Genomic DNA, 26,123 nt, shown 5'->3' with positions numbered 1-26,123 from the left:
CACGCTGATGCCTTACTTAAAATCAGTATTGCAACTAATATGTTTATTAAACCTATCAAGCGCTTCCTTAGTATCATTGAAATGTATTTTCCACTAACTCTTCTAAAGCTGTTCTGATTTCCTCAGTTAATGTTTCATGGATCTTCTCTGTGTCATTTATCGATGCTAGTAACGCTGAAACCCTATCTGGAATGTTAAGCAAATTATTACGGACAACTCTCGCAACATTAAATGCTTCAGTCTTTACTTCTTCTACTGAGATAAGTTCACCAATTTCAGCTTTCGCTTTTGCCTCGAGCAGTTTTCCCCGCTCCATTTCATTTTTTATCCTGGTTTTTAGCAGCATGGTAGAGAGCTCACTGATGCTTCCCCTTTTTTCCTCAATTTCTCTGCCTTTTCTCCTCAGTGGTTGACTTGGATCTCGTATTGCTTCTATTGCTCTATTTGCTTGTTCTCGGTCAATCAAACCATCCTCCAGCTCAACTATTCCTTTTTTTACTAAATAACACACGTATTGCTTCGAAAACCCTTTTTCCCTCGCCCATTCTGTCTGCGTTACTTTCGCCCCTCCCACTTTTTTTTCTCCCTTCTTTTACCGTTTTTCTTCTTGAATTTGGGCAAAGGTTTTGCCAGTATTGGAAAGTATCGCTTCTCTTCCCGTGTATACTCTCCAGCGCTTTATGGATATATCAACAAATTTGGGATCAAGTTCTATAGTTCTGCATATTCTTCCTGTCCTCTCACATGCAATCAACGTACTCCCAGACCTGCTAAATGGATCAAGAACTATGTCCCCTGGTCTACTGCTGTTTACTATCGCTCTCTCCATTAACTCCACTGGTTTCATCGTTGGATGTAGTGAGTTGTATGTTGGCTTGTCGTGAAACCAGAGATCACTTTGATTGCGTCCTCCATGCCACTCACGTTTATTGCCGTTTTTCCAACCGTAGAGTATTGTTTCGTATTGTCTTTGATAATCAGATCTTCCGAGCGTAAAATGATTCTTTGCCCAAATGATGAATGTCGACCAACGACCACCTGCTTCTTCAAATACCTTTTGCAAGGTCGAAAGCTCTGATGATGATGCACAGATGTAAATTGCCCCTTTGGTTTATGCTAAAACGTGAGAACAAATGTCATAAAGGAACAATTCGTAATTTTCACCTTGATCATCGTTTAGTATTTTTTTGTCTTCTCTTTCCTGACTGTCACCATATGCTACGTTATACGGAGGGTCACACACGGTAATATCTGCCATTTTATCGTCCAGTACCGCTTTAAATGATTCAACCAGACAACTATCACCACAGTAGATTCGATGACCACCTAAAATCCACAGATCTCCTGGTTTTGTTATTTTTACCTTTTTGCTATCACCAGCTAAGTCGGAAAAATCTTCTTTTTCACTGTTTTCTCCATCTAAATCATCAAGAAAACGTTGAACCTTTTCCAGCTCAAATCCGGTCATTTTGAGGTCAAACTGCAAATCTTCTAACTCTTGAATTTCCACCTTTAAAAGATCATCGTCCCACTTTGCCCAGTTAGCTGATTGATTTGCTAGTAAACGAAAAGCTTTGGTTTGGGCTTCACTTAAATTATCACTGAGCACCACTGGAATACTCTCCATACCCAATTTTCTTGCTGCTTTGAGGCGTAAATGACCATCAACCACAGTGCCATCGCTTTTTGCAACTATCGGAATACGAAAACCAAATTCCCGAATAGAGGCGCACATCCTGTTTACTACATCGTCATTCTTGCGAGGGTTACGATCGTATTCGACAAGATTTTCAATAGGATAGTAGTGTGTTGCTAAGTTCATATTAGTGGAAATTCTTATTAAATTGCTATGTTTAAATTCTTAATAATTGATTAAAAAGTTAATAATCAAAATACGTCTGACGCTAGAGAGGATCCGTAGTTTCGCTCCCAAGTCAGCCTGGTTGGCGGGAAGGACCCACTTTCTATGGGATGCTTAGCATATTAAAATCTTTGCTAAAATTATTAACGTAGAACATCAATGCCAAAGCATCCCCCTCATTATCATCTTGAGGAATAAACCCTTTTCCCTTTACAGCTTCAATAACTTCACCCTTACTTGCATTGCCTTTGCCTGCTATGAAACGTTTTATCGTCTTCACCGGAACACCTTTGTATGGTATATGATGCTCTTCACACCAAGCAGTTAAAATGGCAAAAAAACCACCATAACAATGTGCAGCGTCAGTACCTAAATGTCTTCTCACTTCTTCAAAATACACTGCTTCAATACTTTCCAATACTGGCAAAACCTTTGCCCAAATTCAAGAAGAAAAACGGTAAAAGAAGGGGAAAAAAGAGGAAATAATGATCTTTCAACGATGTTGCTTAAAACCCGAATTAAAAACGAGATGGAGCGGGGAAAACTGCTCGAGGCAAAAGCTGAAATTGGTGAACTTATCTCAGTAGAAGAAGTAAAGACTGAAGCATTTAATGTGGCAAGAGTGGTAAGAAATAATCTCCTCAATATTCCAGACAGAGTATCAGCATTACTGGCATCGATGAACGACACAGAAAAGATCCATGGAACGTTAACAGAAGAGATTACCAATGCACTCGAAGAATTATCGAAAAATACATTTTAATGACTACTGTTAATTTATATTCAAATAATTTAAAATTATTAAAGAAAATTAGTAGACGCCTTATAATAATAGGCTCAATAGCTATAAGCATCTCTATTTCTACGGCATATGCTGGAATAATTGCAGTCATTATTCTAAGTTGTTTTGCTAAAGAATCAACAGATGTCCACTGTAAACAACCAAGTTCTACTTTTACCGATATGGAAGTAGAAAATGTAGCAAAACTTTGGCAGGTAATGGTGTGATCTATAGCAGTAGCTTTTATACAGGGTTAAAGCCAGATCCACCACTTAAAGTATCAGAGTGGGCAGATAAGAACCGTCAGCTTTCAACGATAGCATCATCAGAACCAGGAAAATGGAGGACAGAGAGAACACCATACCTCAGAGAAATAATGGATTCACTATCTTCGTCTTCACCGACTGAAAAAGTGGTATTCATGAAAGGAGCACAAATTGGCGGAACAGAAGCTGGGAATAACTGGATAGGATATATAATCGACCAAACACCAGGGCCAATGCTAGTAGTACAGCCAACAGTAGAAATGGGCAAGCGTTGGTCAAAGGGAAGATTTGCGCCGCTCATTGAAGATACGCCATGTTTAAGGAGTAAAATAAAAGATCCAAGGTCGAGAGATTCAGGCAACACTGTACAAAGTAAGGAATTTCTGGGAGGAGCGGTAGTAGTAACAGGTGCCAATAGTCCAGTGGGTTTACGTTCAATGCCAGTAAAATATCTTTTTTTAGATGAAGTAGATGCATATCCAGGAGATTCAGGAGGAGAAGGAGATCCAGTTCTTCTCAGTATCGCGCGAACTAATACATTTACGCGGCGAAAAATCTTTTTAGTTTCAACACCAACGGTTCACGGAATAAGCAGAATAGAAAAAGAATTTGAGAGTTCAGACAAACGATACTTTTTTGTACCTTGTCCACATTGTGATCACTATCAGGTGCTGAAATGGCCACAGATAAAGTGGAAAGATAAAAACCCAAATACAGCGCACTACGTTTGCATAGAGTGTAGGGGAGAAATAAAAAATCATCAGAAAACAGAGATGTTAGCTAGAGGTGAATGGAGGCCTACTAATCCAATAAAAGGTGAAAAAAAAGGATTCCACCTTTCAAGCTTGTATAGCCCAGTTGGTTGGTATAGCTGGAAACAAGCAGTAGAAGATTATCTGCATGCAAAGGAAAATGAACAATTACTGAAAGTTTGGATAAATACCACGCTGGGAGAGACCTGGGTAGACAAAGGAGAAGTACCAGACTGGAAGCAACTATTTGAGCGTCGAGAAAATTTTCCGATAGGTACGGTGCCAAAAGGTGGAAAAATAGTGTTAACGGCAGGGGTTGATGTACAAAAAGATCGGTTAGAAGTAGAAGTAGTAGCATGGGGTATGGGTCGTGAGAGTTGGTCAATAGACTACCAGGTATTAGAAGGTGATACTGGAAGTGGAGAAGTATGGGAAAAACTTTCAGAGCTTTTGAATCATCATTTTATCGGTGAAAATGGGCTTGAATATATGATAAGTATGATGGCGGTAGATGCAGGGTATGCAACGCAAGAGGTTTATAACTGGGTAAGAGGTCACCAAGGCTCTGGAAGAGTAATGGCAGTAAAAGGGGCAAACAAAGCGCTAGTGCCACTGAGCAGCCCAAGTAGAGTAGATGTAACAGTTAGCGGACAAAAGCTAAAGAGAGGAATGAAGCTGTGGCCAGTTGGGGTATCGATATTGAAGTCCGAGCTTTTCCAATTACTTAATGTTTTAACAGAAGGGGCGCCGGGGTATTGTCATTTTCCAGAGTATCCACCTGAATATTTTAAGCAGCTAACCGCAGAGCAACTAATTACCAAGGTAGTAAAAGGGTATACCAAACAAGAGTGGCAAAAGATAAGGGATCGAAATGAAGTACTAGATTGCAGAGTTTATGCAAGAGCAGCATCGATAGCACTGGGAATAGATAGATGGCCAGAGAGTAAGTGGGAAAGTTTAGTAGGTGAAAAAACTAAAAAGTCAAAAAGAGTGAGAAGAAGTCAATGGTTGAATGAGAAAAGTTGATGTACAACCAAGAATATTTAACTCAAGTAGAAGAAGCGATAAAGAAGCTACAGAGCGGGGAAAGAGTAGTATCAATTGCGTACGGTGATCACGTGGTTAGGTACGCAGAAATTCAGATAAGTGACCTCTTGAGCTTAAGACAACGCATTAAATCTGAATTGAAAATCGCAGCGAAGAGAAAGATTGTTATTTCAACGAATAAAGGAATTGACAAGTGAAAATGTAATACTGTATGTTAGAAAATTTATAAATATAGGGGTAACATGATAGGAAATGTAGAAAGATTGCAAAGAGAACTACTTGAAGAAATGGGGTCTATTCCTTTGGGGAGTAGTAATACAAGGGCATTAGAGATTGTCAATCAATTAGGAGAAGATTGCATTAATGATACTATTATGACTCTTGATGGCAGGCAGTTTACAGCTTTAGATTGTGCAATTATGTTTGACAGTCAAGGTAATAATCCAAGAATAAATGAAAGGCCGAGAATAAATAACAATGCATTTAGAGAATTAGAAAGTGCTATTAGGAGTGCTGGAGGAAGAACATCAGAAGAATTGGGTAGAAGACAAGATATTCCTTATGATCGAGAAAGCTTTAATGAGCAAGTGAGTACGTTTTTAACAGACGTTACTGTACAGCCTCTTATGGGACGATCAAGCTTACTTTAAATGTTGCTATTGCAATGGATAAGGGAGTTGTCAAAATTAAGTGAAAATGTTATAGTTAAAAGTTGGTATTTTCTGGTTAATGTATGACTCAAAGTCAAAAAAAGCTAAATGTTAATGTAAGTTTCGAGGGTGAATTGGCTCAGTATCTTACAGAAGTGGCGGAAGCGTGGAGTAAGACTATACCAGAAGTTTTGGTGTATCTTGTAAAGGAAGAATTTGAGGCAGAGAAAGAGATGGCTGAAATTATTAAGGAACGTGATGTTCCAGGTGCAAAAACAGTTGCTCATGAGGATGTAGACTGGGGGGATGACGTTGAGAGTTAAAAAAGCTGTAAGTGAGTATCGTATCCGAGCTAAGTATTATTTTTTAGATGAATAGGGTAATTGACAAAATTGAGTAAAAATGTTATAGTTTAAGGTTGATGTTTTGTGGTTAATGTATGATTCACGGTCAAGAAAGGCTCAATGTTAATGTAAGTTTCGAGGGTGAGTTTGCTCAGTATCTTACAAAAATGGCGAAAATTCAAAATAAAACTATCGAAGAAGTTGTGAAGGATCTAGTAGAAGAAGAGGTTGAAGCAAGCAAACTATCTGAAGATGATGATGAAATAGATGAAGTAGATACAGAGTTAGCTAAGCTTTCTCTTGAGCGTGATGCTAGAGGCGACGAAGAAATTAGAAGTGAGGATGTGGACTGGGACAGAATATTATCCGCAAAAACGATCAAAGGTGAGGATATAAGCTGAGATACGATATTATCTACTCAAAAAAAGTTCTTGAGAGGGATTTTCTTGCGTTACCACCGACAGTAAGGTCTAGAGTTAGGAGAGCTGTAGATAGCCGTCTTGCAACCAACCCTAAAGCTATAGGCAAAGCATTATCTCATGAATTCAAGGGGTATTTTAGGATACGAGTAAGTGATTACCGCGTGATTTACAGGATAAATTACTCAAAACGCACAGTAACTATTACTGCAATGGGACATCGAAAGGACATTTATGAACGCAGTCCAGAATAATCAGCGGCATTTGTGCAAGAGCCTCCTGCACAATTTATAACAGCCTGTTTACCAAATTCTCTAGCAAGTTACTGAAAGCTTAAAACAAAAACTGTTGAATTTGTGCAGCAACTTGTTGCCCAATTTGAAGGGTCTAAATGTTACTAAAATCATTCAAACAATTATTCCGCAAACCACCAAAGCCTAAAGGTTCAGCATGGGATGGAGCTGGATCTGGCAGAAGATTATTGCACTTTCAACCAGAAGTAGGAAGTATAAATAGCTTACTTTCCCAAAGCCTTGAACACCTGCGTAGTCGTTCACGTAACATGGTAAGAAAGAATTCCTATGCAGCAAACATCATCGATACGATAGTGAGTAATTGCGTTGGGACAGGAATAAAACCGCAGTCAAAAGCCAAAGATGCAGAGTTTCGCAAAAGAGTTCAAGAATTATGGCTGAGATGGACAGATGAAGCAGACAGTAGTGGAGTGAGTGATTTTTATGGGTTACAAGCTCTAATATGCAGAAGTATGATAGAAGGCGGCGAGTGTTTTGTAAGGCTAAGAACAAGAAAACCCGGAGATGGTTTCTCCGTTCCTTTGCAATTACAAGTACTTGAATCAGAGCATTTAGACAATAAGAGCAATCAAACCCTTGCCAATGGTAATGTAATAAGAAACGGCATTGAATTTAACCGACTTGGGCAAAGAGAAGCATATTACCTATTTAGAGAACATCCAGGTGAAGGCTCTCGTTTGGCGAATCAGTAAGAGTGCCAGCAAACGATGTTTTACATATCTATAGACCACTAAGACCTGGGCAGATTCGAGGAGTACCATGGTTGTCCAGTGTGCTGTTAAAGCTCTATGAACTTGATCAATACGATGATGCGGAATTAGTCAGAAAAAAGACTGCTGCAATGTTTGCTGGGTTTATTACCAGACTCGATCCAGAAGCAAATATTTTAGGAGAAGATGAAGCAAATGAGCATGGAGTAGCATTATCTGGTTTAGAACCTGGGACTATGCAATTACTTGATCCCGGAGAAGATATCAAGTTCTCGGAACCATCAGATGTTGGAGGAAGTTACGAAGCATTCATGAAACAGCAGCTTAGAGCAATAGCAGTAGGCATGGGAATAACTTACGAGCAGCTAACAGGAGATCTAAGTGGTGTCAATTATTCATCAATCCGAGCAGGATTAATAGAGTTTCGTAGGAGGTGCGGAATGTTACAGCATAACATAATGGTATTTCAATTTTGCCGTCCAGTATGGGATAGGTGGTTAGAATTAGCAATACTATCTGGAGAACTGGACATAGGTGAAAATTGGGCAAAAGAAACAGCAAAAGAGGTAAAATGGATACCGCAAGGGTGTGCTTACGTAGATCCACTGAAAGACCAGCAAGCACAGCAAATGGCGGTAAGAAATGGGTTTAAAAGTAGGTCAGAGGTGGTTTCAGAGCTAGGTTACGATATAGAAGAAATAGACCAGGAAATTGCTGAGGATCAAAGACGTGCAAGTGAACTGGGCTTAAGTTTTGACTCTGATGTACAAAGTAGTTTTGCGGAAATGACATGAAACAACAAGCAATGTGGCTGAACAGACCGGTAATGATGGAGCAAAGAAGTTTTGATCTATTGTCGTTACATGCAGCAAAACACCCTACGTTTAAAAACATAAAACACACTGCAGAAAACAACGTAGAAAAAATAGCAATAATACCGATACATGGAATTTTGACCAAGAAACCAGGAAGTTTTGATGATATGTTGGGAATGACATCATATGAGAAGATACGTGAAGAGATAGAAAAAGCTTTAATAGATGAAGAAGTAGAAACAATAATTTTGGACATAGACAGCCCCGGAGGAGAAGTAAACGGTTTATTCGACCTTGCTGACTTTATTTACGAAGCAAGGACAAAAAAGAGGATTGTGGCAATAGCAAATGATGATGCGTATTCTGCGGCATATGCGATAGCGTCAAGTGCTGAAAAAGTATTGGTAACGAGGACTTCAGGAGTTGGAAGCATAGGAGTAATAGCAAGTCATATAGACCAAAGTGGGTTTGATGAAAAACAGGGGATAAAATATACCACAGTATTTGCTGGGAATCGAAAAAACGATTTAAATCCGCATGAGCCAATAACATCAGAAAGTGTGGAAAGCTTGCAAGAGGAAGTAGACCGCCTATATGAGATGTTTGTCCAGCTTATAGCACGAAACAGAAATTTGTCCACGGAAAGAATCAAATCAACGGAAGCAGGGCTATATTTTGGTGAGAAAGCAATAGAGATTGGACTTGCTGATGAAGTAATAACATATTCTGAATTTATTAATAATCATAGGAGTTTTAGTATGACAAAAGAACAAACCATAAATACTAATGAGTTAATTGAGGAAGCAAAACATGTAGGCTACGAGAACTGTCGTAGAGAAATTTTAGAGGTGATAAGATTATGTAATTTATCAAAGATGCCAGAGAAAATAGGAGAATTTATCGAGCAGAATGTAAATGCCAAACAAGCCCAAGAGATATTGATGTCGATACTAGCAGAGAGAACAAAGAAGACAGAGATACTGAGTACAATACCGCAAAATACACCAGAAGACTTGATGATGCAGGTAGCAAGAACTCGAGCGCAATCTGGCATTTGAGAAATTTAGGTATCAGCAATTACAAACGCCGCGGTAAATAAGTGACCAAAGTCCGCCAGAATAGCCAATTACAGGATGGCATATCTTTTACCGCGGCGTATAACAGCTACAAACACAGCGGTAAACAAGTAGCCAAAAATTATAAGCAATCTATCTTTTACCGCCGCGTATCAAACATGGCGGTAAAACTAAAGGGAAAAAAAGGAGAAAAATTTATGAGTTGTATAACCGAACAAAATAACCTTGGTGACCTATTAAAGTATGAGGCATCAAATCTATATTCAAGAGACCAAATAACAGTAGCAAAGGGGCAGAACCTTAAACTTGGTACAGTTGTTGGGTGTGATACTAAAGACGGTCTAATTAAGTCCTTAAATCCAACAGCTACAGACGGCACGCAAACAGCAATAGGTGTAATAACAAGTGATGTAAATGCAACGGAAACCACCAAAGCAGTAATCATTACACGTATTGCGATGCTAGCGGATCATGCAGTGGTGTGGCCAGCAAATATAACAGAAGAGCAGAAAGCTGCAGCAATAAAGCAACTTGACGCACGGGGTATCATCATCCGCAAAGGTGTCTAAACTTCAACTCAACTTAAATTAATAGGGAAAACAAGGGGAAAAATATGCAAAATCCATTTACAAATCCGGCATTTAGTATGACAGCATTAACAAATGCAATGAACATATTGCCGATAAATTATGGTCGAACAGAAAATTTAAATTTATTTCCAAGTAGGTCAGTAAGATTTCGTCATATTACGATAGAAGAACACCAAGGAGTTTTAACTTTATTACCAACGCAAGTGCCAGGAGCACCAGCAACAGTAGGAAAACGAGGAAAAAGGAAAATAAGAACTTTTACCATTCCGCATATTCCCCATGATGATGTAGTGTTGCCTGGGGAAGTGAAAGGAATAAGGGCATTTGGGTCAGAGAATGAACTTAAGGCGCTGGCAGATGTAATAACGGATCATTTGCAGATGATGAGAAACAAACACGCGATAACGTTAGAGCATTTGCGGATGGGAGCATTGAAAGGGATTATTCTGGACGCAGATGGCAGTGAATTGTTAAATCTGTATAACGAATTTGAAATTACACCGAAAGTAGTAAATTTTGCACTGGGAACAGCAACCACTGATGTAAAGCGTAAGTGTCTGGAAGTATTGCGTCATGTTGAGGACAACTTAAGTGGTGAATACATGACTGGGATTCATGCGCTGGTAAGTCCAGAGTTTTTTGATGCACTAACTTCGCATGCCAAAGTAAAAGAGGCATATGAGAGATGGCAAGAAGGAGCAGCACTCCGGAACGATATGAGATCAGGATTTACGTTCTGTGGAATAACATTTAAGGAGTACAGAGGACAAGCAACTGACCCTGAAGGAATTGTGAGAAGATTTATAGAAAAAGATACGGGACACTGTTTTCCACTTGGTACAGCTAATACATTTACGACTTACTTTGCCCCAGCAGACTTTAATGAGACGGTAAATACACTAGGACAACCGCTCTATGCAAAACAAGAGCCAAGAAGATTTGATAGATGGACTGAACTTAATACCCAATCAAACCCTCTACCAATGTGCCATCGCCCAGGTATACTTGTAAAACTCGCTGCATAACAGGTGAGGTAAACAGATTGTTTTTAATACCCCGAACAGGAAACATTATATCAACTAAAGAATAAAAAGCAACTAAAAAATTATGTTTAGAGATATTAAAAGATTATTTGCAGATTGTTTTACACATTTAGGACAGTAAGCTTTGTATGAATCAAAGGATAAGTCATACATGGTGCAGATATTAAAGCAACAGCCAGATAAATTATACGGGATTGGTGAAGGACAATTTGTAGGGGAGATGTTGATTTTGGAGGTGAGTATATTCGATGTATTGCAGCCAGTAGTAGGAGATACCTTTATTATTGATAAGCGTAAGTACAAAGTACATTCACCACCACTTAGGGACAATTCGGGAATGCTATGGAAAATTCAAGCGTCAGGGATGTAGATGCGTATTAACATCGAAGTCACCGGTAGTATTATACAAAGTATAGATGCTGAAAGGAAAAAAGTGGAAAAAGCAACGGTGAGGGCATTAAACAAAACAGCACTATGGGTAAGATCGCAAACTGTCAAACAAGTTAGCGAAGAAAAACAAATACCAAAAAAAGCAATGAGAAAAAAGTTAAGTGTGGATAAAGCAAATAGAAAGCGTTTGTGGTCTATAATAAAGCTTAGTTCGCAGTGGATAGGAGTAGCAAAACTTGGGAGTATAAAACAGACAAAGATAGGAGCAAAGGTAGGAAGCCGTACGTATGAAGGAGCATTTATAGCAACAATGAAAAATGGTCATATAGGAATATTCAAAAGAAGGTACATGACACCGTTACCAATAGATGAAATTAAAGTAAACACGCAAGCTCGGGAAATAATGAAAGAGTTAGCTGAAAATGAAGCAGAAAGAGTATTTGAGAAGTATTTCGACCATGAACTTAATTTTTTTTAAGAGCGTATGTTTTGGAGAGATCTACATCAGAAGATTTGTACAATGCTAAAGGAAGAAATACCAGCGATACAGACGTGCGAAGTTTACCCAGCAATAAGAAAAGAATTATTAGCGCCAGCGTTATTTGTAGAGCTTGTGAGTTTAGAACCGGGAAAAGATCCAGGAACAGAGGAGTTCGCGCTGAGAGCAAGATTTGAAGCAAGAATTGTAGTTGATAGTACAGTAGAAAATGCCTCGATAATTGTGAGATCATTAGCAGCAGAAGTAGCAAGAGTAGTAAACAAAAATACTTGGAACGTGAAAAATATTGCACCTGGAGAGTTTTTATCAGCAGGAGGAGATGATTTTAAACCAGAGTTGGATGCATATTTAGTGTGGTTGGTAGAATGGGTTCACGAGCTACATACAGGGGAATCAATATGGTCAGAAATTGGGGTTATACCACATACGATAAGTGTTGGCGAAAATGTTAGACCATAATTTTGCGATTGCAGAGCTAAATAGAAGGCTAGCGAACATTATTCGTATAGGTCTAGTTAAAGAAATAGACCATGAAAAGGCAAGAGTGCGGGTAAAAGTAGGAGAATTTATAACCGATTGGCTTCCATGGGTAACGGCAAGAGCAGGAGAAGATAGAAGTTGGTTTGTGCCGAATATTGATGAGCAAGTAATAGTATTATCGCCATTTGGGGAATTATCTTTGGGAGTAGTATTACCAGCAATATATCAGGAGAAATATCCGCCTCCAGAGAATAAAAAGGAAATAAGTAGTGTAGTATTTAAAGATGGGACAAAGTTATTGTACGACAAGGAAAAGCATCATTTTGAAGTTGACGTAGTAGATAAAATAACATTGCAAGTTGGGAAATCAAGTATAGAAATAACAAAGGAAGGAATAAAACTTAAGGCACAAAGAATAAATCTAAACTAGCATATGGGTAAAGCAATCGTTTGTGTAGGGGATTATTGCAGTGGAATACCGGCACATGTTTGTATGAGTGGAAGCAGCGATGTTTTTGTAAACGGAAGACCAGTTTGTCGGCAAGAAGATAGTTTTACAGAAGGTAAGGTAATGGCACAAGGGTCAAAAACAGTGTTTGCAAATGGTCATGGTATAGGAAGAGTTGGGGATTCAGTATCTTGTGGGTTTAAAGTAATAAGTGGAAGTAGTAATGTTTTTTCAGAATAAAAATAAACCATGTGCTATACTTACCAAAAGTAAAATTATGAACATGGATATCACTACTAGCTTATTAGGGGATATTAGTAATTTAATAGATAGAGCAAAGAATCATCTTGCTACACATTTCAATTCTACTCTAGTATTGTTAAATTGGGAAATTGGCTTCAGAATTGATCAAGATATCTTAAAGCACAGACGTGCAGACTATGGCAAACGAATCATCTCCCAACTTGCAAAAGAACTTCAGATGAAATATGGACGTGGATTTGATAGAGCTTCATTGTTTCGGATGGTGCAATTTTCCAAATTCTTTCCCGATCAAGGAATTGTCGCGACACTGTCACAACAATTGAGTTGGTCACATTTTGTAGAAATTATTGCAATTTCTGATGAGCTGAAGCGTAATTATTATATAGAAATGTGTCGTATTGAAAGATGGAGTGTTAGAGCACTACGTAGTAGAATCGATACCATGTTGTATGAACGTACAGCACTAGCAAAAAAACCTGAGGACTTCATAAGACAAAGCATCAAACAATTACGTGAAGAAAATACGTTAGCACCAGAATTCATTTTTCATGATCCATACTTTCTTAACTTTGTGGAATTGCCATCAAGCCATAGCGAGACTGATCTAGAAAATACGATTTTGGATGAATTGATAAAATTTTTACAAGAGTTTGGTAATGATTTTTGCTTTGTAACACGTCAAAAAAGGATGAGCACTGATGCAACTGATAGGTATTTAGACCTGCTATTTTTTCATAGAGGATTAAGACGTCTTGTTGCAATAGAACTAAAAATTGGTCGATTTGAACCAGCTTATAAAGGACAGATGGAATGGTACTTAAATTGGTTAGATAAAAATGAACGAAAACCAGATGAAGAAAAACCTCTAGGGGTTATTTTATGTGCTGATAAGGATCAAGAAGATATAGAATACCTGGAGCTTGAAGGATCTAATATTCATGTTGCGCAGTATTTAACACAGTTGCCTCCTAAGGAAATCCTTGAGGAGAAGTTGAGAAAAGCTATCTCTATAGCTCGTGAAAAATACGCAAGTACTAAGAAGAAAATGATTAAACAGATATAACATAAAAGGCAACGTGTTTATGCGAGGAATGGACGTTAATACTGGAAAAGAGCTTGAAGGAATAGAACATCTAAAGCAATCGATAGTTGACATACTGACCACTCCGATAGGCAGCAGAATAATGAGGAGGGAGTATGGCTCAAGGTTATCTGAGTTAATTGATCGGCCAATAAATAGAGATTTTACGTTAGAAATTTATGCGGCAACAGCGGAAGCACTACAAAAGTGGGAAACAAGGTTCAAACTCGAAAAGGTAAAAATCACAGAAGTAAAAGAAGGGAAAGTCACAATTTCTTTGGATGGGATTTATCTACCAAATGGGAAAAATATTCATTTTGAAGGAATTGTAGTATAAAGATGGAGCAGCCAAATATTATCGAACCACTGAACTTTGAAGAGATTTTTTCTCGGATGAAAGAAGAGTTAGTGAAGCGTGATGCAAGTTTTACAGCATTAGTAGAAAGTGACCCAGCGATGAAGATTTTAGAGGTAGCAGCATGGCGAGAACTTTTGCTGAGAGAAAGAATAAACGAAGCAGCAAGGAGCAACTTACTGAAGTTTGCAAGGGGAGAAGAACTTGATAATTTAGCTGAGTTTTATGGAGCAGAGAGGCAAGATGGAGAAGAAGATGAACGCTTTAGAAAAAGAATCAAGGCAAGAATAGTTGGCTCAAGCACAGGAGGAAGTAAAGAGCATTATAGGTTTCAAGCACTCTCAGCAGATAGTAGAGTAAAGGATGCGCTAGTTGAATCAAAAGTGCCAGGGAGTGTAGAGATCTCGATTTTATCCACGGAGTTATCCACAAATGGCATAGTATCTGAAGAACTACTTGATATTGTAAGAAAGCGAGTCACCAGGGATGATATAAGGGTATTGACAGATACGATAACAGTAATTGGTTGCAATATTATAGAAATAGTTATTCACAGTAAAATTAGCATTAAAAGACCAGATATTATTGAAACAGCGAAAAAGAAATTTATCGAAAAGTTTGAAGCAAGCAAAAGACTCGGATGGAGTGTCACAAGGTCGTGGATTATAGCGAATTTGTTCGTAGAAGGAGTAGAAAACGTGGAATTAATAGAGCCAAAGGAGGATGTTGTGGTACTGGGAAATGAGTGTGCTGCCTTAAGAAGTTTAAATGTTGAGTTGAATTAATGTTATTGCCGCCAAACGCAACAAAGCAAGAAAAAGCGCTGGCTGATGCAATCGATTACAAAGTTGATCCAAGCAGCATAAGAGGGTTTAAATTCAGCCTAGAAGAAAAAATATTACCATGGATAGTAGAGGAATATGGTCTAGAAGAGATTCTGCGTTGGGCAAAAGAGAAAAGAAGAGCGATAAAAGAAGGGGTAGAATTTCAGCGTTTAAGAGGAACACCAGCATCGCTGAAAATAGCATTAAAATGGGCAAATATAGAAGATATTACGATCATTGAAGAGCCACCCGGTAAACACTTTTTTGAATTACAGATAGGGATAAGAGACGTACCAAATGATTTCTTTGTAGATGCAGTAGTAGAACTAGCAAAACTATCATTGCCAGCAAGATCGAGGCTAATGAGGATTTTTAACGATTATTATAATGCGCAGAGATTTATATTGGATGAGAGTTTATTTGGAGATCTTCTTTCTGACTATTCGGGGGTAAAAATAGAAAAAGATGGACCAGTGTTATCATTTGGAAGAGTAAATTTTTTCAGGTCAGAAGGTCCATTAGTAGAGATTATAGATAGTTACTTGCGAGATCATTATGAACAAGCTTTGAGCAATGATATATATCGCCTAGATGTAGCAATACTTGGAGAAACCGAGCCTCATACTAAGAACTATAACGGTATTTATGAAAGAAATCATGTGTGGTATAACTTCAAAGCGCTATATCCGCTACCACAGAGCTTACTACCGGCAATTAAGTTTGCTAAAGCGCAGATAGTATTATCGGACAGTTGGAGTTTAGGAGAAATAAACGCATGTTTTCCGGTTACTAGTATAGAAGAGGAAGGGGATAAATTTTTATTGGGAAGTAGCAAACTATCTGAAGAACTGTGGAATTTAAAATACAAGCCAATTTTAGAAAGGTTTAGCGTTACTCACCACTACAAGGTAGAAGATTTTACCAACCAAAAAGTTATAAGATTTGGCGTGGCAGAGCACTATGTTCATTTTGAAAACAATTTAGATTTAAAGCAAAAGGATTCAATACATGAACCGGAAAATTACATTTTAGTGTTTTACCCAGGTGTACTAACATGGCACGAACATCGTCATTTAAACAGAAGTTGGGAAGAGACGCAAGTTATATGTTTAATATGCTAAATACTTATATTTATATCTTCATATACTATATTAGTATTTAGTTAAAAAAGGTGTACTACGCGAAAAAAGACTTGCCTTTTTATACTAAAACACGCATAACTTAAATAGTAGCAAGTAAACATAAGAAATTTATCTTGCGCTAAAAAAGCTAATTTTGTGAGGTACATATGTTATTTACGTTAAACAAAAAACTGGAAAAATTAAAGAAGAATTCATTTTGTGGAATAAATGAAAAAGATGCAGGTGGTAATACAGTATTGCATTTAGTAGCACAATTGTCTGATGAAAAAGTAGTAAAATTATTGATAGAAAAGGGAGTCGAAATAAATATAAAAAATAACTACGGAGAGACACCATTACACCTAGCTGCATTTTATGGGAAGGTAGAGAATGTAAAAGTACTGTTGGAAGAAGGAGCAGATGTAAATGCTATAGATGATGGAGGATATACGGCATTACATAGTGCGAGCTTAATGAGTTGTGAAAAGACAGTAAGGGAGCTGATAAAAGGAGGGTCAAATGTGAATATAGGAAATGAAATAGGAAGGACCCCCCTACATGAAGCAGTATTTATGAGGGAAATAGGGAATGTGAGAGCAATATTAGAGGGAGGAGGAGAAGTAAATGCGAGAGATCATAAAGGATACACACCACTGCATATAGCATGCAAAACAGGAGAAGGAAGGATAACAAAAGAGATAATAAAAGAGCTAGTAAAAGCGGGAGCAAATGTAGAGCAAAAGGATAAATATGGCAAAACCCCAATGGATTATGCGAGAAATAATAAAGAGATAAAAGAAGTGTTAGAGAACGTAAAAATGGCAAATAAACAGAGAGAGTTCATAGAAAGAATAAGGGTTGTATCGGAAAGTACGGCAGCAGGTGTGATAGTAGCAAAGGAAGAGCTAGAAACTGTGGATGAGAAAGTGCTATAGCGTTTAAAAATTCAGAAGGGCTGTGTTTGAAAAGGTGATTATATGGAAAAAAAAGTAGAAAAAGAGGTAAAATATTTAGAGAAAAAACCACTAGCAGAACTGAAAAAAATATGGAAGAAGGTATTTGAGGAAGAAGCACCTAGACACTCAAAGAAATACCTGATACCAAGATTGGCGTATAGGTTGCAGGAGAAAGCGTATGGAGAAATATCAAGAAAAGGAGCAAAAAGACTAGAATACCTGGCAGATCGGCTAGAACAGGGAAAAAGAATAAGTAGCGATAAACTGCCAGTGGAGGGAACGGAGTTGATACTAGAAAGAGGTGAGGAAACGCGTGCGGTAATGGTAACAAATACAGGTTTGATCTACCGAGAAGAGTTTTATACGTCATTATCAGTAGTAGCCGGAAAAATAATGGGAATGAGTTATAACGGACCGTTGTTGTTCAGAATGCGTGATAAAAAGGGAAGTTGAGGAGGAGAAGATGCTAAAAGAGGTAAGATGTGCGATATATACGAGAAAGTCAAACGAAGATGGATTAGAACAAAAGTTTAATAGCTTGGACGCGCAACGAGTAGCATGTGAAAAGTATATAAAAAGCAAAGAAGGGTGGGCAATATTACCAAAAAGATATGACGATGGAGGATATTCGGGAAGCAATTTAAATAGGCCAGCGATAAAGGAATTATTAAAGGATATAGCAGCATGAGAAATAGATTGCGTAGTGGTATATACGCTAGATAGGTTATCAAGAGAGACAAAAGACAGCATAGAAGTAACGTCATTTTTTAGAAGACACCGGATAAGTTTTGTAGTGGTGACGCAAATATTTGATAACAACACACCAATGGGAAAATTTGTACAAACAGTGTTATCAGGAGCGGCACAACTAGAAAGAGAAATGATAGTAGAGAGAGTAAAAAATAAAATAGCAACATCGAAGGAAGAGGGTCTATGGATGGGAAGAAATCCACCACTCGGCTATGATGTAAAAGATAAGGAATTAATAATAAATGAAAAAGAAGCGAAAGTAATAAAGCATATATTTGAGAGGTATATGGAGCTGAAGTCAATGGCAGGATTAGCAAGAGAGTTAAATAGCCAAGGGTACCGAACGAAAGCAAAATCAGATATCTTTAAAAAGGCAACGGTGAGAAGAATAATAACAAATCCAATATATATGGGAAAAATACGGCATTATGAAAAACAGTATAAGGGAAAGCACGAAGCGATAATAGAAGAGGAAAAATGGCAAAAAGCGCAAGAATTGATAAAGAATCAACCATATCGAAAAGTAAAATATGAGGAAGCGCTGCTAAAGGGGATAATAAAGTGCAAGAGTTGTGGTGTAAATATGACGCTGACATACTCAAAAAAAGAAAATAAAAGGTATCGATATTATATATGCAATAACCATTTAAGAGGAAAAGATTGTGGATCAGTGAACCGAACAATAGTCGCCGGAGAAGTGGAAAAAGAAGTAATGAAGAGAGCGGAATGCTTATATGAGAATTGGGAAAAAGGGGCAAAAAAAGAAAAATGGGAAAATTTAAGTTTCAGAGAACAGAAAGAAGCAGTGAAAAAATTAATAAAGGTAGTGTGGGTAAGAGAGGAAGGAGTAGAAGTATGTTCTGAATCAGAGGAGACATTTATAGCGATGAATTTGAAGAAGAAAGGAAACAAATGCACAGTAGTAGAACCAGAAGGAAAAACAAACAATGCGCTACTGAAAGCAGTGGTGAGAGCCCATCTGTGGAAACGGCAACTAGAGGAAGGAAAATATAGAAGTGTGAAAGAGCTGAGCGTTAAAATTAATATAGGTACAAGACGTATACAACAAATTTTAAGATTAAATTATTTAGCTCCAAAGATAAAAGAAGACATAGTAAATGGGAAACAACCGAGAGGTTTAAGGTTGGCTGATTTAAGGGAAATGCCGATGCTGTGGAGTGAACAGTTGGAGAAATTTTATGGCTTAGCATCTTAATTTATAAAAGAAATAGGAGAAAAACATTATGAGAACACCGAAAAAAATATGGAAAGATATTGCTGAAAAGCTTAGAAATAAAAAAGGTACCACTACCCCAAAAGGAGCTGATATGGAGATGCCGGCAGATGTTGAGGAAGTTAAAGTTGAAATAAAAAAGCAAACCAATACAGTTGATAAAGCTACAGAAACTGACACTAAATTATGTAATATAAATAGTGAAGATCTTCAACCTATATGTGAAAGTAGCGAAAAAGCGCAAATAGAAACTACTGTAGAGCCAACTTCCGTTGATAGAGCTGACAGCCCATCTTCCGCTGAACCATGTTTTGATGCTACAGACGAAAAAGATAAACCGTTAACGCAACAAAGGCAAGCAATCCTGGCTGGTGTTGTTGGTGCAGTGTTATTGGTAAATTGTGCTGCATTGTATATCATGAAAATGCCTGTAGTAGCAGCGGTTGTGGGAATAGCTGGATTGGCGTGTCTGAGCTTTGCGTTGTATAATGTGCTGAAACCAAGTACAAAAATCGAAAAAGTAGAGGACATAGAGCAACCGATTCTTGAGTCTCCTTTGAATCCAACGTAAAAGGATATATTCAAAAAATCATAATCGTCAAAACGGAACAATTTATTTAGAAAAGATCTTAAATCATTAATTAAGGATTATCTTTCTCCACACTTTCGCCATTTCTCCTTAACTTGAGCTTATGGAGCTTTTCATCCTATTTATTAAGAGTTTAATGAACTATCGAGAATAACAATAAAGAGCACACCTAACATTATATAAACGAATACCATAATAAAAGCCCCTTAGCTAACCACATTAAAACCATTGCCCTTCTCTGGCTTTTTTGATTGTTTCGTTTACTTCTGCCTTGTTACAATACATAGTACGAATAAAAACTAATGCAAGAATAATTTTTCTAACCTTTGTATTCTTTAGCTTGACACTCCCATAAACTTCACTGACATTGACCTCTGAGCCTGCTATGCTTCTGCTTGTTAACTAGCTATGCAACAAAGCCTGCCTAATGCTGTACTTCCAGTCCATTCCCAGTTATGCCTTGCTCTTCTCTCGTTTCATCAATTTTAGTACTAGGCTTTGAGGTCATATATGTAATACCATCAACCGCTAAGCGCCACTGTTGTGATTGCAACCACTGCTATTACTATAGGTATTAATCCACATTTGATAAATAAGAAGCTACTAAATTTTTTAAATCTGCATTTGATAAATAAGAAGCTACTTTCTCACTTACTTCTAGAGGTAATACTTTATCATTGTAAAGTTTAGAGTGTTTAGTAATCACTATGCCACCGTTATCTATTAGCTCTCGTCTTTCTACTCCCTTATTGAATTTATTCCTTATTTGGCTTTCAATGATAGAAAATTCTCCTTCGTAATTGAGTTCATTTATTGCTTTTTTAATTTCATCATTTATCATGTAGGTAGCGATTTCATCTTCATCAGCTTTAAGTAAGTCAAGGTATGAAGTATTGCTATTGCCAATTTTTCCTTCAATTTCATTTTTACACTCATCCCAATAAGTAGAAAATGCACCTGTCAAGTAATTTGGTTTTTGTACGCTAAAATCTTGTATTAATATTTTCTGAATTAGAACTTCAGTTGCATCTTTATAACCAAATTCAACAGCCCAATGTAAAGGAGCATATTTATAAATATCTCTCGCATTAACCTTAGCCCCTTTTGCTAATAGGGCAACTATTGCATATATATCGCGACTTCGAGCAGCCCAATGTAAAGGAGTATTTCCCATATCACCCACCGCATTAACCTTAGCCCCTTCTGCTAATAGGGCATCTATTGCATATATATTGCGACTTTGAACGGATACGTAATTAGCAGCAAAAAGAAACTAAATCGAAACCACCTTCGACACAATATGAAATATGTTCTTTAATCTCTTTTATAAGAGGATATGCTATTGCTTTTCTTGCTTTGTCACTAGGCTCACCATCCTTTTCTTTTTCATTTTCGAAATCCTCAAGAGTTTCAAGCAAATCATCAGTAATCTGGATCTTTTTAAATTGTGATTGTAATGAAAGGAGGTCATTTCTATCTAAAAGGCCGCTAACTACATCACCTTCGATAGGTAACCCAAAGAATTCATCACGTGAGATATTTATAATGGTTTCCACAATATTTATACTTAATCCAAAATCTGATTCAAGTATATCGTCTACAATATCAGTTACATAGCCAAATTTAAAGTCGGAGTAGTAAGGTAATTCTTGACCAAAGTAAGAACATAGCGCCTGAAATACATAGTGATAAAGATCAGCCGAATGACTATAGGGAGGTTGGTTAAGTATTAAATCTTTCAAAGCACTTTTTATATCAAGTTCTGTACTATCAAATAAATCATCAACTACTTTTAAAACATCCTCCCTTTTTCCACTACATCTACATTTATTCATACTATAGTAAGCTCATTTATAAAATTTCCTTAATGTAGAGAGTTAAGATACTGATACATCTGTCACTTTTGTACCACTTAACATATTTACAACCTCCGTGCGTTCTGTTTCTTTAGCAAGATCTCTGATTGGCCGATTTGCAAAAATTTTCTAAATCCACATTTGCTAAGAAACTAGCTATTTTATCTCCGACTGGTAATGGTAGTTCAGGAATTGTTTCTAAATCAGGATGTTGTATCCCCATAGCTTCTGCAGTTTTATCTAATAGTATTCTTCTTTCCATTCCTTTTTCATATTGACTTTCTATTATATTAGCCCATAGAGGAAATTCCTTTTTATAATTACCTGTTTTTAACACACGTGCTATACTCTCATTCTGCATATAAGATGCCAATTTGTTACCCTCGCTTGCTAAAATATCATAGAATGTGACACCTCTATCAATCTGTTTATTCCTTACCTCAATTACATAACGTTCTGCTGAATCTAAAAAAGTGTTACCATCTTTATTTTTTATATGAACATTAATCCCTTTTACTTTTAATAGAGTGTTTATTCCATCCATATGTGGACGTTTAACAGCCAAATGTAAAGGAGTGTCATCATCTCCATTTACTGCATTAACTTGAGCCCCTTTGTCCAATAGAGCTTTTATTACATCTATATAACTATATTTAACAGCCAAATGTAAAGGAGTGTCATCATCTCCATTTACTGCATTAACTTGAGCCCCTTTGTCCAATAGAGCTTTTACTATATCTATATCACCATATTCAGCAGCCAAATGTAAAGGAGTGTTACCATCTCTATTTACTGCATTAACACCTGCTCCATTATCTAATAGAAAGTTTACTATATCTTCGCGCACGTAGATAACAGCCAAATGTAAAGGAGTGTTACCATCTATATTTACATTAACATCTGCTCCTTCTTTTATTAGAGCTTTTACTTCATCTGTACGACCAAATTGAACATACGAATGTAAATAGCCACATTCTGTTTTAAAATTTGCTCTTTTTTCTGTTAGAGCATTCACTATATCTGTGAGATTTTTTTCCTTGGCCCAACTTAATAGAAATTCTCCTATATTTGGGCAGTTTTTGTAACTCTCGATAACCAAATCTACAAGAGTTTTACCATCTTTATTCTCTAATAAAGGATCTGCACCTTTATCTATTAGATCCTTCATTATATCTATACTACCATATCTAACAACTCCATTTAAGGGAATTGTTGCATCGACCTCTGCACTGTTTTGTAATAGGGCTTTAACTACGTCTTCATTGTAATATCTAGTACTACAAGCAAGATATAAAGGAGTTTTTCCATCTTTATTTTTTACATTAACATTTGCTCCTTCTTTTATTAGAGCTTCAAGTACATCTCCATGGTATCCTCCAACAGCGTAATGTAAAGGAGTATCTCCATTTTCACTTTGTTCATTAACATTGATTCCCTCCGCTTTTAATAGGACTTCAACTAAGTCTTTGTTGCTTTGTGCAATGGCACAAGCCCAATGTAAAAGAGGACCTCCATCTCTACTTTGTGCATTAAGATCAAATCCCTCTGCTTTCAATAGGACTTCAACTAAGCCTTTGTCGTTTCGTTCAACAGCACAATGTAGAGGAGTATTGTTATTCTGTAAATTTGGATTAGCCCCCTTTTTTATTAGAAGCTCTGCTACCTCCTTATTTCTCATTTTAGTAGCCCAATGTAATAATGTAGATCCATCTTTAAACTGGTGACTTACATCAAAATCAGCTTTTTCCCACTCTTCATACTCACCTTCGTCTTCTCCCTTTAATTTTTCTTTTATTTTTTCAATTACGTTACTCTCATTTAAATTGTTGTCAGCATTTACTGTACCGAATACATCTGACCACTTCTCATATTCCATGATTTATACCTCAAACTATTTATTTTATATAACTAGAAAAACAGGCAATACACAATCAACGACTGATTTCTATATACATTATGTAAATATACTAGCTGACATTTTAGTAACTGTCAATTACTTTATATGATGTTAACAAGCCACATAATAATTTATAGAAAATACTGGATTCTGTAGCGTAACAAAAAATTTGATTATTTACTTTCTTCAAAAACATAAAAATAGTTCATATCTAAATGTAGTGAAAGTAGGTTAATATAGCTGGTTTTGCGGTATAGTCAAACTATTATACAAGAAAGTTCAAACGTGTCACGTGGAGAACGGGTATAATTTAAAACCTTAAAAATAGTTTTTAAGTAGCTGCAAGATCGATATCGTTTATTTGACCAATTTCAACATTACTAAGTGCTGTATTTGCCTTATATGAACAGTAAAATCCTGTTGCAAGAAAAATCGATGCAGCTACAGCAAATGTAATACATATCGCTAAATAAGGTATTGTTAAACTTGCACCAACAGCAAATGCCCCAGATAATACAAAAGAAACAGAGGCATAGGTTACTTGCTTTCTACTCTGAGCACTTACTGCTGAGAGTTTTTTGTTTTCATTACCCAGGTCTTTTTCTTTGGCAAGCCGACTATTTTCTGATAGTTGTTTTTGTAGATTTTCAATTCGACTCTCTAGTCCTTTACTTTTGCTTTCAGATTCCTGCAGCTTTGTCTTCAGGTCGTTATTTTCATTTTTAGGCTTTTCCAGCTTTAGTTCGGTGTTTTCTTCAGTGAGTTGAATTACTGTACTATCTTTTTCACCCAAGGTTTTCCGTGTACTCTCTAGCTCGTTCTGTAGTTGAGTGTTTGTTTCAGTTATAGTCTTTAGGTTATCCTTTAATTGAGTATTTTCTTCAGTAAGTTGAGTTGTTTTATTGGTTAGATCACCAGCTAAGTTTTTGCTTTCTGTAAGTTGAGTGTTTATTTTTTTCAATTCCTCTTCTTGCTGCAACTTTTGAGTAAGAACTTTACTTTCCAGATTATCAATCTCCTGTTGTGCTTGCCTTAAGTCTTCTTCCTTTTTTCTAATTTCATCTAGGAACCTTTTATTTTCACCCTTGGAAATTTGAAAGGCATTTTCTAATGGGTTTTTATTGAGTCCCGCTTGTTCTAATTGTGAAGCGCTTTGTTCTGTACTATCATTACGAGTAGTTTTATCAATAACAGATTGTATTACTTGCCCTGACACTATATCAGCTTGATCTATACCAGCTTCCTGTTTTGCCTGCTTTAATACAGAACTGCTATTTGCTACCTCAGAAAATTGAGATACCAAATAATAATTTTGTTGTGGGGCACCTTCCTCTGGCAATGCCTCTAAGGTGATACTATCACTAGGATTATTGCCAATCATTGAATTTTCATCACTCCAATTAGTACCCCAGGAAACATAACTAGAACAACTGCCATTATACTCAGTATCCAGAGAAGCATCACTACCTGTCATACCATTCTGATTAGATTGTTGACTTTTTCGCTCATCTAATGCAACTCCCAGCCTCAAAGCCAATTTTGTATTATGTAAATTCAGAAATTCCTCAGGTAGACGTTGTGGAAGTGATGTAAATCCTTGCACTAAACGATCATTTGCATCATGTAAAGTTAGAGATTGTTTAGATGAACATGATAAAAGCGACATATATTTTTGCATTGTATAGTCATTTTGGACACAATTACCATCATTTTCAAAACTGTCATTCGTACCCATACTCATCGGCTGATTTTCGTAAAGGGGACGATACTCCCTAACTTCATTGCTATAATCCACCAACTGTGAAGAGCTACTTAAGCCATTATCTACAAGTTGTACGTTTATTCGTTGTTTACTATTTTCCTCTTGTGTTTGACTGCTTGTACTAACTGAAGGAGTAGTATAGTTATTGCTACTATTTACTTTAACAGCACCACTTCTGCCAGTAGCGAGCTTTCTATCATTTTTACTGATAACTTTAGCTCTGTAATAGTGACCAAGATAATAGAAGATTGTGTGTTCTTTCGCATTTGAATTTCCCCATACTTCCTTTTTTTTGGTGACTTCACTATGCACCGACTTAGAGAGCTCATACTCTTCTTTTGACACATCCACAATATTATCGAATGTGCTATGAGCATGATTAGCGTACATTGTTACTTTCTCAATACCACCTAAGCACATAATGATGGGTATCAAGTTAGAAGGCAGCGGATTTCCCTCGTTTACCAAATCTCCTATTTGTCCATTTTCTGTTACATCCAACTTAAGGTATTCTATTGCACTTTTTATTAATTCATCTTTCTTTAAAAGCTTGGGGTAACCGATTTCCAGAAACTCTCTTATTTCTTCCCTCATTCTTTTTGTTCTTTCTTTATCCTTAATAGTGATTGCACTTTTCTCGAATGGATCACCAAATAAAGCATGTAGAAGGCAGTTTTCACCTTCCCCAGATGTATCATATGTTTCTATTTGAATACATTCATCTGCTACTTTAATCGTGGTCGTTGTCATATTTTCTAGCAATTTAATCCTATCATATAAATATATTATCTGGTATTTCTGTTGTTGTCAACTACGTTAATAAATTATGTACAAACTTGTAGGAAATATTAGACTCCTTAGTATTACAAAAGTTTTAATTATTTACTTTTTCAAAAAGCACAAAAAAGTACCTACCTTTGTGAGAACAAATTAAATAAAAGCGGCGTTG

Annotated in this window: 27 protein-coding genes and 5 pseudogenes; 25 read left to right on the top strand and 7 right to left on the bottom strand. The window is 36.8% G+C overall.

Annotated elements, in window-relative coordinates:
* Positions 1-73: 73 nt before the first annotated feature.
* From ONI09_RS04860 to ONI09_RS04850, 3 genes and pseudogenes are all read right to left on the bottom strand, one after another.
* Positions 74-574: a hypothetical protein gene (locus ONI09_RS04860; RefSeq protein ID WP_265013847.1), complete on the bottom strand. Its 501-nt coding sequence runs from the start codon at positions 572-574 to the stop codon at positions 74-76.
* 18 nt (positions 575-592) lie between these two features.
* Positions 593-1,822, bottom strand: a pseudogene (locus ONI09_RS04855) (DNA modification methylase).
* A 142-nt stretch (positions 1,823-1,964) separates the two neighbouring features.
* Positions 1,965-2,273, bottom strand: a pseudogene (locus ONI09_RS04850) (Holliday junction resolvase); the annotation flags it as partial.
* Between the two features lie 75 nt (positions 2,274-2,348).
* On the opposite strand from ONI09_RS04850, the pseudogene ONI09_RS04845 reads away from it, so the two are divergent.
* The 25 genes and pseudogenes from ONI09_RS04845 to ONI09_RS04725 all read left to right on the top strand — a co-directional run.
* Positions 2,349-2,624: pseudogene (locus ONI09_RS04845) on the top strand (hypothetical protein); the annotation flags it as partial.
* Entirely contained in the window at positions 2,624-2,869 is a 246-nt protein-coding gene (locus ONI09_RS04840) for a hypothetical protein (RefSeq protein ID WP_264707150.1), read from the top strand. The pseudogene ONI09_RS04845 and the gene ONI09_RS04840, both read left to right, overlap by 1 nt.
* Positions 2,866-4,686 (top strand): phage terminase large subunit family protein, encoded by a 1,821-nt coding sequence (locus ONI09_RS04835; RefSeq protein WP_265014434.1) that lies wholly within the window; start codon positions 2,866-2,868, stop codon positions 4,684-4,686. The genes ONI09_RS04840 and ONI09_RS04835 overlap by 4 nt, the downstream gene beginning before the upstream one ends.
* Positions 4,686-4,904 carry a gpW family protein gene (locus tag ONI09_RS04830; RefSeq protein WP_264707678.1) on the top strand — a complete coding sequence of 73 codons (219 nt, stop codon included), beginning with the start codon at positions 4,686-4,688 and terminating at the stop codon, positions 4,902-4,904. Before ONI09_RS04835 ends, ONI09_RS04830 begins: the two co-directional genes overlap by 1 nt.
* 45 nt (positions 4,905-4,949) lie before the next feature.
* Positions 4,950-5,357, top strand: coding sequence for a hypothetical protein (locus ONI09_RS04825; RefSeq protein ID WP_265013846.1), 408 nt, complete (start codon positions 4,950-4,952; stop codon positions 5,355-5,357).
* Between the two features lie 83 nt (positions 5,358-5,440).
* Positions 5,441-5,680: a hypothetical protein gene (locus ONI09_RS04820; RefSeq protein ID WP_265013845.1), complete on the top strand. Its 240-nt coding sequence runs from the start codon at positions 5,441-5,443 to the stop codon at positions 5,678-5,680.
* 116 nt (positions 5,681-5,796) lie between these two features.
* A complete protein-coding gene (locus ONI09_RS04815) occupies positions 5,797-6,102 on the top strand; it encodes a hypothetical protein (protein WP_265013844.1) in 306 nt (101 codons plus the stop codon).
* Complete coding sequence (locus ONI09_RS06840) at positions 6,099-6,374, top strand: type II toxin-antitoxin system RelE family toxin (protein WP_319803728.1); 276 nt, start codon at positions 6,099-6,101, stop codon at positions 6,372-6,374. Before ONI09_RS04815 ends, ONI09_RS06840 begins: the two co-directional genes overlap by 4 nt.
* A gap of 137 nt (positions 6,375-6,511) precedes the next feature.
* Positions 6,512-7,938, top strand: a pseudogene (locus ONI09_RS04805) (phage portal protein).
* Positions 7,935-9,017 carry a S49 family peptidase gene (locus ONI09_RS04800; protein ID WP_265013843.1) on the top strand — a complete coding sequence of 361 codons (1,083 nt, stop codon included), beginning with the start codon at positions 7,935-7,937 and terminating at the stop codon, positions 9,015-9,017. The pseudogene ONI09_RS04805 and the gene ONI09_RS04800 overlap by 4 nt, the downstream one beginning before the upstream one ends.
* A gap of 215 nt (positions 9,018-9,232) precedes the next feature.
* Positions 9,233-9,604, top strand: a complete 372-nt coding sequence (locus ONI09_RS04795; RefSeq protein ID WP_264707640.1) for a head decoration protein — start codon at positions 9,233-9,235, stop codon at positions 9,602-9,604.
* Positions 9,605-9,648: 44 nt separating this feature from the next.
* Positions 9,649-10,650 (top strand): major capsid protein, encoded by a 1,002-nt coding sequence (locus ONI09_RS04790; RefSeq protein WP_265013842.1) that lies wholly within the window; start codon positions 9,649-9,651, stop codon positions 10,648-10,650.
* 169 nt (positions 10,651-10,819) lie between these two features.
* Positions 10,820-11,038 (top strand): head-tail joining protein, encoded by a 219-nt coding sequence (locus tag ONI09_RS04785; protein WP_265014433.1) that lies wholly within the window; start codon positions 10,820-10,822, stop codon positions 11,036-11,038.
* Entirely contained in the window at positions 11,039-11,536 is a 498-nt protein-coding gene (locus ONI09_RS04780) for a phage tail protein (RefSeq protein ID WP_265013841.1), read from the top strand. It abuts the gene before it with no gap.
* Positions 11,537-11,542: 6 nt separating this feature from the next.
* Positions 11,543-12,016 (top strand): hypothetical protein, encoded by a 474-nt coding sequence (locus tag ONI09_RS04775; protein WP_265013840.1) that lies wholly within the window; start codon positions 11,543-11,545, stop codon positions 12,014-12,016.
* Positions 12,003-12,467, top strand: a complete 465-nt coding sequence (locus tag ONI09_RS04770; RefSeq protein WP_265013839.1) for a phage baseplate assembly protein V — start codon at positions 12,003-12,005, stop codon at positions 12,465-12,467. Before ONI09_RS04775 ends, ONI09_RS04770 begins: the two co-directional genes overlap by 14 nt.
* A 3-nt stretch (positions 12,468-12,470) precedes the next feature.
* Positions 12,471-12,725, top strand: a complete 255-nt coding sequence (locus ONI09_RS04765; protein ID WP_265013838.1) for a PAAR domain-containing protein — start codon at positions 12,471-12,473, stop codon at positions 12,723-12,725.
* The gene (locus ONI09_RS04760) at positions 12,709-13,812 is read left to right on the top strand and encodes a PDDEXK nuclease domain-containing protein (RefSeq protein WP_320109945.1); all 1,104 of its coding nucleotides are present in this window, start codon (positions 12,709-12,711) and stop codon (positions 13,810-13,812) included. The genes ONI09_RS04765 and ONI09_RS04760 overlap by 17 nt, the downstream gene beginning before the upstream one ends.
* Positions 13,813-13,831: 19 nt before the next feature.
* Positions 13,832-14,167 carry a GPW/gp25 family protein gene (locus ONI09_RS04755; RefSeq protein ID WP_265013837.1) on the top strand — a complete coding sequence of 112 codons (336 nt, stop codon included), beginning with the start codon at positions 13,832-13,834 and terminating at the stop codon, positions 14,165-14,167.
* Between the two features lie 2 nt (positions 14,168-14,169).
* A complete protein-coding gene (locus ONI09_RS04750; RefSeq protein ID WP_265013836.1) occupies positions 14,170-14,970 on the top strand; it encodes a baseplate assembly protein in 801 nt (266 codons plus the stop codon).
* Positions 14,970-16,130: a phage tail protein gene (locus tag ONI09_RS04745; protein WP_265013835.1), complete on the top strand. Its 1,161-nt coding sequence runs from the start codon at positions 14,970-14,972 to the stop codon at positions 16,128-16,130. The genes ONI09_RS04750 and ONI09_RS04745 overlap by 1 nt, the downstream gene beginning before the upstream one ends.
* Before the next feature lie 167 nt (positions 16,131-16,297).
* Complete coding sequence (locus ONI09_RS04740; RefSeq protein WP_265013834.1) at positions 16,298-17,065, top strand: ankyrin repeat domain-containing protein; 768 nt, start codon at positions 16,298-16,300, stop codon at positions 17,063-17,065.
* Positions 17,066-17,107: 42 nt separating this feature from the next.
* A complete protein-coding gene (locus tag ONI09_RS04735) occupies positions 17,108-17,539 on the top strand; it encodes a DUF2924 domain-containing protein (RefSeq protein ID WP_265013833.1) in 432 nt (143 codons plus the stop codon).
* Between the two features lie 10 nt (positions 17,540-17,549).
* A pseudogene (locus tag ONI09_RS04730) lies at positions 17,550-19,052 on the top strand (recombinase family protein).
* Positions 19,053-19,080: 28 nt separating this feature from the next.
* Positions 19,081-19,641 carry a hypothetical protein gene (locus ONI09_RS04725; protein ID WP_265013832.1) on the top strand — a complete coding sequence of 187 codons (561 nt, stop codon included), beginning with the start codon at positions 19,081-19,083 and terminating at the stop codon, positions 19,639-19,641.
* Between the two features lie 592 nt (positions 19,642-20,233).
* Here the strand turns inward: ONI09_RS04725 and ONI09_RS04720 are convergent.
* The 4 genes from ONI09_RS04720 to ONI09_RS04705 form a co-directional block, all read right to left on the bottom strand.
* Entirely contained in the window at positions 20,234-20,881 is a 648-nt protein-coding gene (locus ONI09_RS04720) for an ankyrin repeat domain-containing protein (RefSeq protein WP_265014431.1), read from the bottom strand.
* 34 nt (positions 20,882-20,915) lie between these two features.
* Positions 20,916-21,494 carry a DUF7691 family protein gene (locus ONI09_RS04715; RefSeq protein ID WP_265013831.1) on the bottom strand — a complete coding sequence of 193 codons (579 nt, stop codon included), beginning with the start codon at positions 21,492-21,494 and terminating at the stop codon, positions 20,916-20,918.
* Positions 21,495-21,606: 112 nt separating this feature from the next.
* Complete coding sequence (locus tag ONI09_RS04710) at positions 21,607-23,391, bottom strand: ankyrin repeat domain-containing protein (RefSeq protein WP_265013830.1); 1,785 nt, start codon at positions 23,389-23,391, stop codon at positions 21,607-21,609.
* Between the two features lie 352 nt (positions 23,392-23,743).
* On the bottom strand, positions 23,744-25,924 hold the full coding sequence (locus ONI09_RS04705; protein WP_265013829.1) for a TomO hydrophobic C-terminal domain-containing protein: 2,181 nt from the start codon (positions 25,922-25,924) through the stop codon (positions 23,744-23,746).
* Between the last annotated feature and the right edge of the window lie 199 nt (positions 25,925-26,123).

The sequence above is a fragment of the Wolbachia endosymbiont of Drosophila pseudotakahashii genome (assembly GCF_026015925.1).
In the GTDB taxonomy this organism is placed as follows: Bacteria; Pseudomonadota; Alphaproteobacteria; order Rickettsiales; family Anaplasmataceae; genus Wolbachia; species Wolbachia pipientis.
Note: the sequence above shows the minus strand (reverse complement) of the source record. Positions and strands in the feature narration are given on the sequence as shown.